The organism is Sphingopyxis sp. P8, from assembly GCF_020622175.1.
Lineage (GTDB): Bacteria > Pseudomonadota > Alphaproteobacteria > Sphingomonadales > Sphingomonadaceae > Sphingopyxis > Sphingopyxis jiangsuensis.
In genome coordinates, this window is record NZ_JACNMK010000001.1 from 1,169,537 (window position 1) to 1,184,484 (window position 14,948).

15 protein-coding genes and 1 tRNA gene are annotated in these 14,948 nt (G+C 62.1%); 9 read left to right on the forward strand and 7 right to left on the reverse strand.

Annotation, left to right across the window (positions count from 1 at the left end):
- Positions 1-50: 50 nt before the first annotated feature.
- Positions 51-395: a DNA-directed RNA polymerase subunit omega gene (rpoZ, locus tag H7692_RS05640; RefSeq protein ID WP_201926638.1), complete on the reverse strand. Its 345-nt coding sequence runs from the start codon at positions 393-395 to the stop codon at positions 51-53.
- A 132-nt stretch (positions 396-527) separates the two neighbouring features.
- Between rpoZ and H7692_RS05645 the strand changes: the two genes are divergently transcribed.
- Positions 528-1,721 (forward strand): phospholipase D-like domain-containing protein, encoded by a 1,194-nt coding sequence (locus tag H7692_RS05645; RefSeq protein WP_201926640.1) that lies wholly within the window; start codon positions 528-530, stop codon positions 1,719-1,721.
- A 3-nt stretch (positions 1,722-1,724) separates the two neighbouring features.
- Here the strand turns inward: H7692_RS05645 and H7692_RS05650 are convergent, their stop codons facing one another.
- On the reverse strand, positions 1,725-2,363 hold the full coding sequence (locus H7692_RS05650) for a class I SAM-dependent methyltransferase (RefSeq protein WP_201926643.1): 639 nt from the start codon (positions 2,361-2,363) through the stop codon (positions 1,725-1,727).
- Positions 2,364-2,504: 141 nt separating this feature from the next.
- On the opposite strand from H7692_RS05650, the gene H7692_RS05655 reads away from it, so the two are divergent.
- Positions 2,505-3,827 (forward strand): MFS transporter, encoded by a 1,323-nt coding sequence (locus tag H7692_RS05655; protein WP_227339895.1) that lies wholly within the window; start codon positions 2,505-2,507, stop codon positions 3,825-3,827.
- Here the strand turns inward: H7692_RS05655 and H7692_RS05660 are convergent.
- Positions 3,824-6,148 (reverse strand): CDC48 family AAA ATPase, encoded by a 2,325-nt coding sequence (locus tag H7692_RS05660; RefSeq protein ID WP_222135679.1) that lies wholly within the window; start codon positions 6,146-6,148, stop codon positions 3,824-3,826. The two genes, H7692_RS05655 and H7692_RS05660, sit on opposite strands and share 4 nt — an antisense overlap.
- A 148-nt stretch (positions 6,149-6,296) precedes the next feature.
- Here H7692_RS05660 and H7692_RS05665 point away from each other — a divergent pair, with 148 nt between their 5' ends.
- The 4 genes from H7692_RS05665 (at position 6,297) to H7692_RS05680 (ending at position 9,820) form a co-directional block, all read left to right on the forward strand.
- Positions 6,297-7,175, forward strand: a complete 879-nt coding sequence (locus tag H7692_RS05665; RefSeq protein ID WP_201926649.1) for a LysR substrate-binding domain-containing protein — start codon at positions 6,297-6,299, stop codon at positions 7,173-7,175.
- 785 nt (positions 7,176-7,960) lie between these two features.
- Positions 7,961-8,479: a helix-turn-helix transcriptional regulator gene (locus H7692_RS15205; RefSeq protein WP_227340044.1), complete on the forward strand. Its 519-nt coding sequence runs from the start codon at positions 7,961-7,963 to the stop codon at positions 8,477-8,479.
- 209 nt (positions 8,480-8,688) lie between these two features.
- Positions 8,689-9,246: a hypothetical protein gene (locus tag H7692_RS05675; protein WP_227339896.1), complete on the forward strand. Its 558-nt coding sequence runs from the start codon at positions 8,689-8,691 to the stop codon at positions 9,244-9,246.
- Positions 9,247-9,532: 286 nt separating this feature from the next.
- A complete protein-coding gene (locus H7692_RS05680) occupies positions 9,533-9,820 on the forward strand; it encodes a hypothetical protein (RefSeq protein WP_227339897.1) in 288 nt (95 codons plus the stop codon).
- Between the two features lie 423 nt (positions 9,821-10,243).
- On the opposite strand, the gene H7692_RS05685 is transcribed toward H7692_RS05680, so the two are convergent.
- Positions 10,244-10,687, reverse strand: a complete 444-nt coding sequence (locus H7692_RS05685) for a hypothetical protein (protein WP_227339898.1) — start codon at positions 10,685-10,687, stop codon at positions 10,244-10,246.
- A 190-nt stretch (positions 10,688-10,877) separates the two neighbouring features.
- On the opposite strand from H7692_RS05685, the gene H7692_RS05690 reads away from it, so the two are divergent.
- Together H7692_RS05690 and H7692_RS05695 are read left to right on the forward strand one after the other, a co-directional pair.
- Entirely contained in the window at positions 10,878-11,567 is a 690-nt protein-coding gene (locus H7692_RS05690) for a recombinase family protein (protein WP_227339899.1), read from the forward strand.
- An 89-nt stretch (positions 11,568-11,656) separates the two neighbouring features.
- Positions 11,657-12,703, forward strand: coding sequence for a hypothetical protein (locus H7692_RS05695; protein ID WP_227339900.1), 1,047 nt, complete (start codon positions 11,657-11,659; stop codon positions 12,701-12,703).
- Here H7692_RS05695 and H7692_RS05700 read toward each other — a convergent pair.
- Both H7692_RS05700 and H7692_RS05705 read right to left on the reverse strand, forming a co-directional pair.
- A complete protein-coding gene (locus H7692_RS05700; RefSeq protein ID WP_227339901.1) occupies positions 12,700-14,238 on the reverse strand; it encodes a tyrosine-type recombinase/integrase in 1,539 nt (512 codons plus the stop codon). The two genes, H7692_RS05695 and H7692_RS05700, sit on opposite strands and share 4 nt — an antisense overlap.
- Before the next feature lie 80 nt (positions 14,239-14,318).
- A tRNA-Thr gene (locus tag H7692_RS05705) sits at positions 14,319-14,393 on the reverse strand.
- Positions 14,394-14,509: 116 nt separating this feature from the next.
- On the opposite strand from H7692_RS05705, the gene H7692_RS15115 reads away from it, so the two are divergent.
- A complete protein-coding gene (locus tag H7692_RS15115; RefSeq protein ID WP_261312257.1) occupies positions 14,510-14,638 on the forward strand; it encodes a hypothetical protein in 129 nt (42 codons plus the stop codon).
- Here H7692_RS15115 and H7692_RS05710 read toward each other — a convergent pair.
- Positions 14,628-14,942 carry a DUF1905 domain-containing protein gene (locus H7692_RS05710; protein WP_222135678.1) on the reverse strand — a complete coding sequence of 105 codons (315 nt, stop codon included), beginning with the start codon at positions 14,940-14,942 and terminating at the stop codon, positions 14,628-14,630. The two genes, H7692_RS15115 and H7692_RS05710, sit on opposite strands and share 11 nt — an antisense overlap.
- Positions 14,943-14,948: the final 6 nt, after the last annotated feature.

Here is a 14,948-nt window from a genome sequence, read left to right on the forward strand (position 1 = left end):
GGCCGCGGTTTCCCGCGGCCCCCTTGGCGATTGTTGCTCGGCTTCGACGATCAGTCGAAATCGCCCCCGCCGCCCGCGGGGCTGCGCGGCGGAGCCGCCGCGGTCAGGCGGAGCGCCTCGGCCGAACGCGAGATCGAGCTGATTTCGTCGGGAGTATCGTCATCGTCGACGACCACCTTCTGCATCGACCCGACGAGCGTGTCCTGAAGTTCGGCAGGACGAATCGTCTGCTCGGCGATTTCGCGCAGCGCGACGACCGGATTCTTGTCGCGGTCGCGGTCGACCGTCAGTTCCGAACCACCCGAGATTTCGCGGGCGCGGTGCGCCGACAGCAGAACCAGGTCAAAACGGTTGGGAACCTTGTCGACACAATCTTCGACGGTAACGCGGGCCATGATAATTCCTTGGATTGAGGAGAGGCCAGCCAGAGGCGTGGCGGCAAGCGCTGCGCGCTAGCAGGGAGGGGCGCCAATGTCAATCGAACCCCCGGCTTGCGGCAGGCGGCGCGCGCAGCCTATGAGCAGCGCATGACCGACCCCCTCCGCCCCGCCAGCGAGACCGAGGTGATAAGCGCAAAGGTGGCAGGGCACGACCTCGAGGTCATCGTCGACGGCGATGTGCGGCGCGAACGCCTGCTCGCGATGCTGGCGGGCGCGACGCGCAGCATCGCCATCATCATGTATATTTTCGAGGCCGACGGCGCAGGCACGCGCGTTCTGGACGCGCTCGTTGCCGCCGCCCGGCGCGGTGTGCGCGTGCGGATGATCATCGACAGCTTCGGCTCCGCCGACCTGTCGGACCATGTTTTTGCGCCGCTGCGCGAAGCGGGGGGAAGCGTGACCTTCTTTTCGCGCCGCTGGCGCTCAAGCTATCTGGTCCGCAATCACCAGAAGCTCATACTCGTCGACGAAGAGGTCGCACTCACGGGCGGCTTCAATATCGCCGATGCCTATCTGTCGGAGCATGACAGCCGGTGCTGGTTCGATCTCGGCCTTTCGGTTCGTGGACCGGCGGTGGCGCGGATTGCACGGTGGTTCGACGCGGTCCACGACTATACGGTGAACCATGACGGCAAGTTGCTGATGCTCCGGCGCATAATCCGCGAATGGCCCGTCGACGATACGCCGGTCGAGTGGCTCGTCGGCGGCCCGACGCAGCGGCTGTCGCCCTGGGCGCGGGCGGTGCGCCGCGACCTCGACGCCGCGCGTACGGTCGACATGGTGATGGCCTATTTCTCGCCGGGGCAAGGCATGCTCCGCCGGCTCGGCCGCGTCGCGGCGCGCGGGCGTGCGCGCTTCGTCATGGCGGGCAAGTCCGACAATGCGGCGACGATCGGCGCCTCGCGCCTGCTCTACGGCTATTTGCTCCGCAAGCGCGCCGAAGTGTGGGAATATCGGCCATGCCGCCTGCATATGAAGCTGATCGTCATCGACGATGTCGTCTATATCGGGACCGCCAATTTCGACGTCCGCAGCCTGTTCGTCAATGTCGAGGCGATGTTGCGCATCGCCGACGCCGGTTTCGCCGCAACGATGCGCGATTTCGTCGCGCGGATGCAGCCCGAATCGCGCGTCGTGACGCGCGAAGGCCATAAGGCGAGCGCTTCGTGGCTCACCCGGCTGCGCTGGACGCTTGCATGGTTCGTTGTCGGCGCGGTCGATTATACCGTGTCGCGGCGGCTCAACTTCGGGCTCGCTGAACCCGACCTCGATGTCGAGTGAATCCTAGTCTTTCCAGCCCCAAAAGAGGTAGCAGGGCGGCACATTGACCCATTCGAACGCGTTGTCGATGCGCTCGAAATGGCGCGCGAGATAATCGCGCGCGCGGGCACGAAATTGATAGACGAGGAAAGCGCCGCCGGGACGCAGCACGCGGTGCGTCGCTGCGGCGATCGCAGGACCGACACCCGCGGGAAGCGTCGAAAAGGGCAGGCCCGAGACGACATAATCGGCATGATCGAACCCGTGCGCCGCGATGATCGCCTCGACATCGGCCGCCGACCCGTTGACCGCGATGAAGCGGCTGTCGCGGATATCCTTGCGCAGATAGTCGATGAAATCCTCGTTGGTATCGATCGCGATCAGCGTCGCGTCGCCCGGCAGATGCTCGAGGATCGGGCGGCAGAAAGTGCCGACGCCCGGGCCATATTCTACGAAGAGCTTCGTCCGTTTCCAGTCGACGGGGCGCAGCATGTGGCGGATCAGGGTCGGGGACGAAGGCACGATCGAGCCGACCATCACCGGATGCTTGATAAAGCCTTTCACGAACATGCCCCACGGTCCGAAAAACCGTCTGAGCCGCTCGCGCATCCGGCGGGACAGCGCGACTTTCGATGCTTGGGCCTGCGCCCGCGGATTGGTCATGATGGCTTTCGCGTTGTTGGCGTTCCCAAAAGCGTGGCAAATGCGGCGGGCAAGCGCAAGGAAAGAGTCACGTTTCGCGGTGGACAGACGGGCGCGCCGTTGTAGGGAGGGCGCGCGGCGCACGAAGAGGAGGAGCGCGACATGGCGACATTATCGCGCGCGATCCCTGCCTACCGCATGGCGGTGCTGTTCGCGATCATGCTGGTCGCGGCGGCAGGCAATACCGCGATGCAATCGATCCTCCCCGCGATCGGCGCCAAGCTCCATATCCCCGATGTCTGGGTCAGCCTCGCCTTCAGCTGGTCGGCGCTGCTCTGGGTGCTGACCGCCCCGCATTGGGCGCGCCAGTCGGACAAGCGCGGACGCAAGGCACTGATGGCGCTCGGCATCACCGGATTTCTCTCGTCGATGGCACTGTGCGGGCTGATCCTGTGGGCCGGGCTGTCGGGCTGGCTCGCCGCGGGGGCGACCTTCCTTCTCTTCGCGCTGTTCCGCAGCCTGTACGGCGCGCTCGGCTCGGCCGCCCCGCCGGCGGTGCAGGCCTATGTCGCGGCGCGCACCGATCCCGAGGAGCGCACGCAGGCGCTGTCGCTCGTCTCCTCCTCCTTCGGGCTCGGCACCGTGATTGGTCCTGCGGTTGCGCCCTTCTTCATCCTGCCCTTTGTCGGCCTGTCGGGGCCGCTGCTCGTCTTCGCGCTGATCGGGATTTTCGTGCTCGTGATGCTGCGCTGGCGGCTTCCGAGCGATACGCCGCGCTTCGCCGCGCGCGGGGCAATCGCGCCCTACCCCACCGCGGGCCTTTCGGACACGTCACGCAGCGACGACGAGGAAGGCGAGGAAGCCGAGGGCGCCGACCCCCAGCCGCCGCTCCGCTGGTCGGACCGCCGCCCACGGCCGTGGCTCGTTGCCGGACTGCTCGGCGGACAGGCACAGGCGATGATGCTCGGCGTCATCGGCTTCCTGATCCTCGACCGGCTCGCGCTGCGCAGCGACCCCGACGAAGGCGCGGCGATGACCGGCATCGTGATGATGGCGGGTGCCTTTGCGACCTTGCTCGCGCAATGGGGGCTCATCCCGCTGCTCAAGCTGACGCCGCGCACCGCGGTGCTCGTCGGCGCGGCGCTCGGCGCGGCCGGGACGCTGATGACGGGGCTTGCCGAGGGGCTGCACGCGATCATCATCGGCTTTGCGCTCGCCTCGCTCGGTTTCGGCCTCTTTCGCCCGGGCTTTACCGCGGGCGCGTCGCTCGCGGTACCGCGCCGCGACCAGGGCGCGGTCGCGGGCATGACCGCGTCGATCAACGGGTCGGCCTATATCGTCTCGCCGGCGATCGGCGTGCTGCTCTACAATTGGCACGCGATGGTCGCATACGGACTGATGGCCGGATTCTGCGCGATCCTCCTGCTGTGGGGGTGGTCGGCGCTGCGCACCGACGCACCTCCCCCTGCCGACGCCCGGCGCTAAGCCTTCGGATCCTCGCCATGTTTTGAATCGCGCACGGGCTTGAGCATCCCGGGCGCGAAGAAACCGATCGGATCGACGCTCATGGCATTCTGCTTGATCTCGCCCTGGATTTTTTCATAGTCGCGCTCCATCGCCTCGGTCACCGAGGCGCGCGTGTCCTTCATCGCCGCGTCGAAGTCGTCCATCGTCACGAGGTCGCTGTCGAGCGACCGCTTGAGCGCGGCAAGCCCGGCCCTGCGCACCAGATCCTCGAGGTCGGCGCCGGTGAAGCGGTCGGCGCGCTTCGCGAGCGCGTCTAGGTCGACATCGTCGGCGAGCGGCATCCGTTTCGTATGAATTTCGAGGATGCGCCTGCGCCCTTCGGCATCGGGGACCGACACATAGATGAGCTCGTCAAGCCGACCCGGACGCAGCAGCGCCGGATCGATGAGATTCGGGCGATTGGTCGCGCCGATGACGACGACCGACTGCATCTCCTCGATCCCGTCCATCTCGGCGAGGATCGTGTTGACGACGCGCTCGGTGACCTGCGGCTCGCCCGACGTGCCGCTGCCGCGCGCGGGGACAAGGCTGTCGAGTTCGTCGATGAACACAATCGTCGGCGCGACGGCGCGCGCACGCGCGAACAGCCGCGCGATCTGCTGCTCGCTCTCGCCATACCATTTCGACAAGAGGTCCGACGATTTGATCGCGATGAAATTGGCATCGGATTCGCGCGCCGCCGCCTTGGCGAGCAAGGTCTTGCCGGTTCCCGGCGGACCATAGAGCAGGAAGCCCTTGGCGGGACGGATACCCAGTCTCCGGAAGGCCTCAGGATTTTTGAGCGGCAGCTCGATTCCCTCGATCAGCTTCTCGCGCGCCGCATCGAGCCCGCCGATGTCGCTCCACCGCGTCTTGGGCGCCTGCACCATCACCTCGCGCATCGCCGACGGCTGGACGCGCTTCAAAGCCCCCAGAAAATCGTCGCGCGTCACGCGCACCTCGTCGAGAACCTCGGGCGGAATCGTGCCTTCCTCGAGGTTGATCTTCGGCATGATGCGGCGCACCGCCTCGATCGCCGCCTCACGCGTCAGTGCCGCCATATCGGCGCCGACAAAGCCGAAGGTCGTACGGGAGAGCTCGGCGAGGTCGACATCGTCGGCGAGCGGCATGCCGCGCGTGTGGATGCCCAATATCTCGCGCCGCCCGCTCTCGTCGGGAACGCCGATGACGATCTCGCGGTCGAAGCGGCCCGGACGGCGCAACGCCTCGTCGACCGCATCGGGACGGTTTGTGGCCGCAATAACAACCAGATTGGTTCGCGGCTCGAGCCCGTCCATCAACGTAAGGAGCTGCGCGACAAGGCGCTTCTCGGCCTCGCCCGTCACCTGCCCGCGCTTCGGCGCGATCGAATCAATCTCGTCGATGAAGAGGATCGAGGGCGCGGCCTTCGCCGCCGCCTCGAAAATGTCGCGCAGCCGCTTCTCGGACTCGCCATAGGCGCTGCCCATGATCTCCGGCCCGTTGATCAGGAAGAATTGCGCTTCGCTCTCGTTCGCGACGGCGCGCGCGAGGCGCGTCTTGCCCGTTCCCGGCGGGCCGTGGAGCAGCACGCCGCGCGGCGGGTCGACGCCGAGGCGGCGGAACAACTCGGGATAGCGCAGCGGCAACTCAACCATCTCGCGCAGCTGGTCGATCGTCTCGCCAAGCCCGCCAAGATCGTCATAGGTGACGTCGGTGCGCCGCGCATCGTGCGGTTCCTGATATTCGGCGAGCAGTTCGACTTCGGTATTCTCGTCGATGAAGACGACGCCCTTCGGCACGGCCGACACGACGATCAGCCGCACCTCGGCAAGCGCATAGGCTGGCGCGTTGAGCATCTGGCGGAGCTGCGGCGGCATGTCGCCCGCGGGAAGCCGCTGCTGCCCCGCTGTCGCTACCGTATCGCCCGCGACGAGTGGCCGCCCGAAAAAGCTGCGCTTGAGCGCGAGCGCCGACCCCTGGAGGCGGAGATTCTCCTGCGCGGGGGCAAAGACGACGCGCGTCGCTGGGCGCGTTTCGACGCGGCTCAGCGTGACCATATCACCCGCGCCGGCGCCCGCATTGGCCCGCTGGAGTCCGTCGAGGCGGACGACCTCGAGCCCTTCGTCTTCGCTATAGGGCGCAACGACGCGCGAGGCGGTCTGCCGCTTGCCGCTGATCTGGATGACGTCACCTTCGGTAACGCCGAGTTCGGCCATCGCCGAGCGTGGAATGCGCGCGATGCCGCCGCCGCTTTCCTCGGCGCGCGCATTCGCGACCTGCAGTTTGACGGTCTTCTCTTTTACCGCTGCTTCGGCCACGCCGTTTCTCCCGCAAAAAGGTCAGAATGCGGAAGATAGGAAGCGGGTTCCCGAAATGCGACCCCACACCAAGCGCCAATTTATGCCGCAGTGCACAATAATTCTGGCTTGTCACCGCGCCCCATGTCATCATTAGGCAGAGATACTTATGCCACGCCTTCCTCCCCTGAGCAGCATGGAGGCCTTCCTCGAGGTCGCCCGCCACGGCACGGTGAAAGCTGCCGCGAGCGAGCTCGGCCTGTCGATGCCCGCGCTGTCGCGCCGCATCCAGACGCTCGAACATGCCGTCGGCCGGCCGCTGTTCAACCGCCATCATCACGGGCTCAAGCTGACCGAGACCGGGCGCGAGTTGCAGGATCAGCTGTCGCCGATCCTCGACGAATTGCGCGCCGCGATCGCCCGCGTCGGCAGCCCTGACGCGTCGCTGCGCCTGCACCTCAACGTGCTGCCGCTGTTCGCGCAGCAGCGGCTCTTCCCGCGCCTGCCCGAACTAAGGCGCGAGCATCCCGAGCTTCATATCGATATCGACACCATGTCGCACGCCGAGGCGCGGCTCGGCGACGGCATCGACGTCGCCATCGCGCTCGCGCGTTCGATCGACCCCGCGCTCTATGCCGCGCGGCTCGACCAGGACAAAGTGTTCCCTATCGCCTCCAGAACGCTGACCGACGGCGACCGGGTGATCGCGGTTCCCGAACAGTTGCAGCGATTGACCATCCTGCTCCATCGCGAGATGCCCGAAACCTTCAGCGAATGGAAAAAGGCGATCGGCATGCCCTATCTCGAGCCTGCCGGAATCGACTTTTTCGATTCGGGGCCGCTGATGCTCGAAGCCGCGGCGCAGGGGATCGGGGTCGCCTTCATGCACGGCCATCACTTCGACGACGCGCACGACCCGCGCCTCGTCCGCCTGTTCGATTTCGACGTCGACAGCCCGTACAGCTATTGGTTCGTCTGCCGCCCGCGCGCGCTGCGCCAGCCGGCGGTAAAGCTGTTCCACGACTGGCTGCTCGCCGCACGCATCTGACGGAAAATGGTGCTGCTGGAGAGGATTGAAGACTCCAGCGAGATCTAAAATATCGCAGTTTTACTCGGACTTTGACTGCCTCATTCTGAAGCCTTTGTACCTTGTCTTTGTACCACGGGCAACGCCAAGTTGACGACGAAGGGGGATCCCTTTCACAGGAGGATCACTAAAGTTGCCATCTAGCACGGAAGCGTCAGATTTGGGGTATGACCAGTCTGTCTAAAATGGTTCAAATGAGATCTTGCGGCACAACACAGCGACGCCGCTCAGCAATGAGGCGCGATTAGGACGGCGAGCCCTCGCTGACCACAATATCTTGTGCCGGAGGAGCACGTGTAGCCAAATGCAATGGCCCTGCGTAAGCATTTGAAATCATTGGGGGATCATTAAAGTTCCCTCTTAGCAAGAAACACGCTTCAGCTTAGCTCACGCTCCGACCACAACATGTAGGCCACCGATCACGGCTTGGAAGGAACCAAAACACGCTGAGCGTCCCTGATCCGCCATAGGCCAGCCCTAAGCAGACTCCTTAGGAACGACCTAAAGGTGTATATTCCTTGATCTATATATCCCTTAAACAGGTATGCTCTAAGGGAATATCCTAGGAAGCTTCTCTAAGAATGTTCTCTAGGCATATTCCTAAGGATTGAATAAGGGTAGCACGGTAAAACGAGGATATCAAGTTAGATTCCAATGACTTGGTTGGTCGCCTCTTTCGGTACAACCGCCCTCATGACCTTGGGCGAGCGGTTATCACAGACGGAGGCCACTTGAGCGATACTCGATTGAAGGATTGGCGACAGAAGCGCGGCCTTACCCAAAGTCAGGTTGTGCGTAAGCTCATTGAGGTCGGAGACCCTAAACTCCCTCAAACTGCCGCAAGCTTGTCCCGTCTTGAAAACGGGAAGCAGCCCTACAGTCGCAGAATCCTTGAAGCTCTCGCCACCGTATACCGATGCACACCTGACCAACTCATTTGCAGCGAGCCCTCCACCGTTTCGGCCCAAGGCGCGCCTCTGAACTACTTGCGCGAATGGCGTGAGCACAGCGGCCTGACCCAAGAGCAGCTTGCAACGCTTGTGGGGACGAGCCCAAACATGATCGGCTACCTCGAAAGCGGTAAACGGAGTCTCACTCACCAATGGCTCGTGCGGCTATCACGACATCTCGGCACCACTGCAGGGGCTATTTTGGATAGCCCACCGCGCGACGTAACTGCGCTGATGCAGATGTGGTCCCAGATACCTCGGGAAAGCCGAGAACAGGCCTTGCGTACCCTGCGGTCGTTTGTGCCTATCCCCTAACGTGATGTGGCAGCCCCTTTGGCAGCCCCTGTTTTGACGAAATCTATCGGCTCACCTGCGAGCCCATCCCAATCCCGAGCTTCACACGCCGCTAACTGAGGGCGCGGTGCGTGAAGGGCTCCCGCTCGCCGTGGGGCCGGCCCTAGTGGCTGGCCCCCGGCTCGAATGCGCGCGCCCGTCCCAAGTCCCTCACAACATAGGAGCCCTTTATGAGAACTCCCCTGCCCGAATCTCTCCAACCCACGGCTGATGATGTAGCCCGCGATGCTGAACTTGCCCGCGAAGCGCAATCAATCCTTGACGAAGTTCAAAAGTCTTCCGGCTTAGGCGTGAAATGGAACTCTGAGTCCTACAACTCCGTGACCTTTGGAGCCGACGGTTCGGTCGTGTCCCGCGTCGTCAACGGCGTCCCGCAGCAAACCCCCGAACAAGAGGCGGTATCCGCTGCTCAAGCAAGCGCCAATGCCGATATCAAACGCCTTGAGCGGGAGATCGAGCGCCTAACGTCGCTACGCGACGAAATCACTGGGTTCGACCCCGATGGCTCCCCCCGCTACGTGCGTTGCGAAGAGACAAGGCGCGCGTTGGACAAGGACATTCGCTCCGTCCGCTTCACGCTGATTGGTCAACAACGCCTCAATGAGCGGCGTTGGCGGCACGAGGCAGCGCCCGCTGTCCATCGCGCGGAAGCCAACAGGAACTATGCCGCGCAGCTTGCGCGTGAGCTGGAGGCCCAAGGTCGAGTTCAGCGCGTTTCGGGTTGGTAACGCCCGCCTGCCGCCATTTCCCCTGCCCCGCCGGTTTTAGTCATGGTCCCCGGCGGGGCCTTGCTTTCCAGTCCGGACCATGACGCCCTCAAAGACCGAAAGGACTATGACAACTATTGAGATTAAACCGGCCAGCGCGGGCCGAGAGCGGATGTGCACCCAGTGCGGAGCCACCTACCGTTCGCCGCGCAACTCTTCTCGCTACTGCTCCTCGGCTTGCCGAAAGAGGGCCGCCCGGGGAACTGCCCCTAAGGCTGGTCCCGATGCAGGCCCCAAAGCGTGGAGCGTGATCACCAAAGCAACCCATAAGCTGGGCTTTATCGGCCCGATCGGTCCTGTAAGCCGCCGGAGCTCTCAGCCGCTCTGCTTCGCCCTGCTGGTCCCGCTTGAGTACGCCCTGGAAGAGCTCTCATTCCAGTTCAATCGCAAAGGGTTTGGCTACGTTAGCCGTGATGAGTTCTCTGCAGCGTTGCGCCGTGACGGCATCCAAGGCTTTACGAGCCGCAGCCCCGAGGCAGCGGAACTGAAGAAATGGCAGGACCGCCAACGCCAGCGCCTAGAGCGCACTATCTGAGTGCCCTTAGCGTCCCGTTTTTGCGGGGACAGGTCGTGACCTACGTCCTCTGTCGACACGGGACGCTAAGCACCCCCCAAACCCGCAGGAAGACTGGGGCCAAAAAGGCCACACCCGGACACCCTCGGTCCGCCCGGTAGGCCCAGCGCATGGCCCTGCAAAATCAACACCAACATAGGAGCGACCATGGAAGCACGATTTCCTGTAGCCACTTATGCTCGCACCCTGTCCAACGAGGATCGCGCGCTTTTTATGGGACTGCGCATGTTTCGATTTGACCCCTTGCTGGCCATCAAAGTGTTTGAACGCTATCGAGTTCGGTTGCGCTAACGCTGCCCAAATATTTGGCGAAAAAATCTGAAGGGGGATTGATGGATGGCTCATCGTCCATCTTCCCCCACGGGGGGTGAGCCCTGCGGCGTCTCACCCGATGAGCCGCATTTCTGAGAGCGCGTGGGTGCCCTCCTGAAGCTTTCTGGCGGCCTCGAGAAATAAAACTTCATCGGATCGCAGGTCGTCAATCGCGCGGACACGACCTTCGACGGCGTCAAGCTCATCCACCCACCGGTTCGCGAAATGGTGAACGACTTCAATCCGCCTCCGGTTGATTTCACCGATATCGTTGATCATCGGTTCCGGAAGCACGTTGAGGGCCCTCAGCTCTCCAGCGAGTTGACCTACAGTCAGCCGATCAACGCGTGCCAGCCACGCGTAAACTGCATCTTCGTCAGGGAACTTCGTTCGGTCGCCCTTTGCTACGGTGAGAGCTATAAGGGTCGTACCTAGGTTCATTTCAAAACATTGGGCTGCGAAGACCGCGTTCCCGAGAGCCAGCATAACCGGCTCCAGATCTTCGTCCCGTGCCATAGACCCTCCCCCTCGTTACATCCGATCAAATCGCGTGAGATCCACACTAGCAAATATACGCGACGACGTTGGCTTTGAGTCCAATCGAATCCATTGCACGATGAATTGCCGCTGCTCCTCTTGCAGAACTGCTGCCAGCAACATACAAATCTGCCTAACGGACGTTACGCTGTTTTGTATGGAGGTTTGAATGTGCCGCGTCGTTGCCTACTATCGTGTTTCCACTGAAGCGCAGGGTCGCTCCGGACTTGGATTGGAAGCGCAACGTAACGCCGTTCACCGCCTGTGCGATGGGCGCGGCTGGAACGTCGTGAGCGAGTATACGGAGATCGAAAGCGGCAAGCGCAATGACCGGCCACAACTTGAGGCCGCCCTTGGCGACGCCCGTAGGACTGGCGCAAAGCTGGTCGTAGCGAAGCTCGACCGACTTAGCCGTAGCGCGGAGTTCACCCTGAGCCTTCGAAACAGCGGCGTTGATTTTGTCTGCGCCGACAATCCAGACGTCAATCGCCTCACCATAGGATTGCTCGCCGTGATCAATGAGGACGAGCGCGAACGGATCGCTGAGCGGACTCGTGCGGCATTGCAAGCAGCGAAGGCGCGCGGAGTGAAGCTAGGGAATCCCAACGGGGCTGCTGCACTGCGGCGCGCCCAGCGCGGCAATCGGGCAGCCGTCGCTCGAGTGCGGCATGACGCCGATCAGTTTGCGATAGACCTTCAGCCGATCATTACGGACATTCAGGCCAAGGGCGCGACCTCACTGGCGGCCATCGCAGGGGAACTCAACGCCCGTCATATTCAGACACGACGCGGCGGCCAATGGCACGCGTCTAGCGTCCGCAATCTGCTCAATCGTTTTTCTGAGCGCGTGGGAGTCTGATCTTTTTCTGGATTGGGCCATTGTTGACGATAGCGTGAATCGATGTAGTGACTATTCAACTATGATTCCTGAGGTGCGGGGCAAGCGGAATGAACATAGAACATATCGCAGACCAAGTTCAGGAAGAAAGGCGCCGAATGAAGGTCGCAACGCTTTCTGACCGCTTTGACATTGATGCTCTAAGGGCATTGAATACCGATCCTAATGGCGACATTTACAGTGAAAAAATCGACGTCTTCCTCGATTGGGCGAAAGCATTGCTCAAGAGAATTCCGGAACGTTGGCAGAAAATCCTTCCCCAAACTCCCGGAGACCTCGAAAACCTTATTAGCGAGACTGAACGACTTCTGACGCAGTTGGTGGCACTCGCTAACGAATCTTCAATCTCTTTTCGAGCAGCCACCCTAAACAATCTCGCTCCTCAAGCACTTCAAGTGATGGGACGATCGATCAATTCGATCAAAGATCTCGTCATGCTGCAGATGGTGGCCGATGATCAGCGGCTAGATACAGAGAAGGCAATCGACGATATTCGGACCGCCGAAAGGGCGATTAAGGAGAAGCTTCAAGAGGCGGAGAGTATCTTAGGGCGACTAAGCGAAATGGAAGCCGCATCCAAGGAATCTACAGCTAAGATAGCCGCGAGCGGGCGTGCTCGGGTATTCCATACGGAGGGGCGCTCGTATCGCACCGCCGCTAATAGTTGGCTGGGCGCGACGATCCTTTTAGGCGGGGTGTTGACACTCCTCGCGTTTGGTTTTGCGTTCGGAGTGGTTCTGCCGGTGGGTTCTAATGATACACCTGCCCAAGTAGCAAGCCTGATTTTCGGGAAAGTCCTGATCCTAGGCTCTGTTGGTGCGGCAGTTGCCTTCACTGCCAAACAATATGCAGCCAACAGGCATAATGCTGTACAAAACTTCCATAGAAGCAGTGCGCTGCGGACATATCGGGCGCTACTGGCCGCCACGCGAGATGAAGCGGTTCACGACGCAATCCTCAATCAAGCGGCTCAAGCGATTTTTGCTGCAAGCGACACTGGCTATTCCAAATCGAGCACGGGTTACGATCACGCACCGATGGTGCAATTAATCCAAGGGGCGGTCAGAGGCAGCGGGACCACAAATACTCCGACTTAAACGATGTATCTTGGCAACTTCTCCAACTCCGCCCTAAGCGCCTCCATAGGCCAACTCCCGTAGGCCTGCCCCTCGGTCTTCGGGGCGTGCCCCTGCAGGGCGTCTCTCGCTTCGGGGTCCATCCCTACTCTCCTCGCCACACTCTTAAAGCGATGACGCCAGCCGTGATTGGGCGATTGAACCCCGACAACTCCTAGCTCCCGTACCCATGCGGCAAGCTTGGTCCCCATCTGCTGGTTCATGGGATACAGGGACGAGCCGCGCCGAGCGGCTGCGGGATTGTAGAACAACGGCGTGGGATCGTCAGCCTTAGCGAGCTTGAGTATGCCTTGGTCGATTAGGTGAGAATGGATTGGGACGGCGCGGGCTTTGCGCGTCTTTACCGACCCCGCTTCGGGGGTGATGAAGAAGGACCAAACCCCGTCGATCTGGCAGATATCCATTGCGCGCAACTGAGTGATCTCGTTGACCCGCGCGCCGGTATAGGCGCAAATCCACGGCACCCAGCGACGCGCACGAGCATGGGGCTCACTAAGGCCCTCAGAGTGCGGCCCAAGGGCAGCCTTGAGGATAGTCCGCGCTTCTTCGTCGGTGAGCTCCTTGCGCTTCGTCTCGACGGCTTTCGGACCAATGACCTCCAGCCTTGCAAACGGGTTATGCGCTAATCTCCCCCTATCGTGCGCGACGCGAAACACGCGGGCCAAGGCCGCACGATACGTCATCCTCACAGTTCGAGCCGAGAGTCCCTGCGCTAACAAGGAATCAAACCAGCTGTGCGCATCTGCCCGTGCAACCGCCAATGCGTTGTCGTGGCCAAGGTGGCTCACAAATGAAGAGATGACCCTTTCCCAAGACTTCAGGGTCCGCTGCGCGGCTACCCCCGTGCGGGCATACTCGTCGAATAGACCGGTGACGGTGACTACAGGGGCGGCGACCGCATTTACGACAGGGGACGGCGTCTCAGGTGGCGGCAAAGTTGGCGCTACTGGGTCTGGGCTGTAGTCTCCTTGCGCTCGACGTTCCATCAAGTCACAAAGCGCCACCCAAAGCTCACCCATTTCCTGCAATAAGTTTTCGGAGGAAACTGGGGTCAACCGAAGCCCCTTCTCCGTCAATATCTGGTCCCGCTCCCTGATCAGCCATCCCGTCGGCTTAATGCGCCCTGCCTCTGCCTCAATGGGGTCGTCTGGGGCGAGTTCGTCCCGAGCAGACCACCAATCGAAGGGATCGCCGGGATCGTCTTCGAAGATCGCGACCTTTTGCTTGTACCACTCTCCCGCAATCGATCGGGCTTGGCGTTTTGTCAGGGTAAGAGGGGCAACGCTGTGCACCGCGCGCAGCAATGCTATCTTCTCTTCGATGGGGGTGATCCAAGCTGCCAGCTCGGCCTTTGCCTGTCCTTGAGACAGCTCCGAGGGCCAAGTCCGTTTCTCTTCCCTTTTGCCGTAGGCTTCTCGGACGTCTGCAGGGATGACTTTTCGGGCTGCCCAAAGGCCCGATTTGGATCGCCTCAACGACACCATTGCGATGCTCATCTTTGTACCACCTCTTTGTACCAGAGGCAGTCAAAACACCGAGGAAAACCTGCAACTTCCTGAAAAATATCAGGAAAGGATGGTGCTGCTGGAGAGGATTGAACTCTCGACCTCACCCTTACCAAGGGTGCGCTCTACCACTGAGCTACAGCAGCGTCCGGGACGCCCGCGACCGATGTGTGCGGGGCAGGCGCGGCCTATGGCGGGGCGACCCTCGCCTGTCAAGGTGCGAGGCTTGACGGGGCGCCGAATTCGGACGAATGCGCGGGACGTGAGCAAGCCGCCCTCCCCCGCCGACATCGAACGCGAGCGCCGCCTCGCCGAGGCGCTGCGCGCGAACTTGCGCAAGCGCAAGGCGCAGGCGCGCGATTCGCGGACGCCGGAACCGCCTAAAGACTGATCGTAACCGTCACCATATCGCCCTCGGCCAGCGCTTCGGCCTTGCGCACCGCCGCCTTTATCGGGAGCAGCCATCCGCCGCTTTCCTTGTGCGGAAAGACCGATGTGCTCCACACCGTGTCGCCGATCGCCGCGCGCACCTTGGCCGACCCGAAGCCGCCCCTCCCGTCGAGCCATTGGCCCGACATGGCGGCGAGACGTATGCCGTCGGCCGCGTCTCCCGCGATGGTCAGAAAATGCCAGGCTCCCGGCGCGGTCGCCGACTGCCAGCGCCAGAGCGGTGTGGCGATGGTAAAATCCTCCACAGCCGA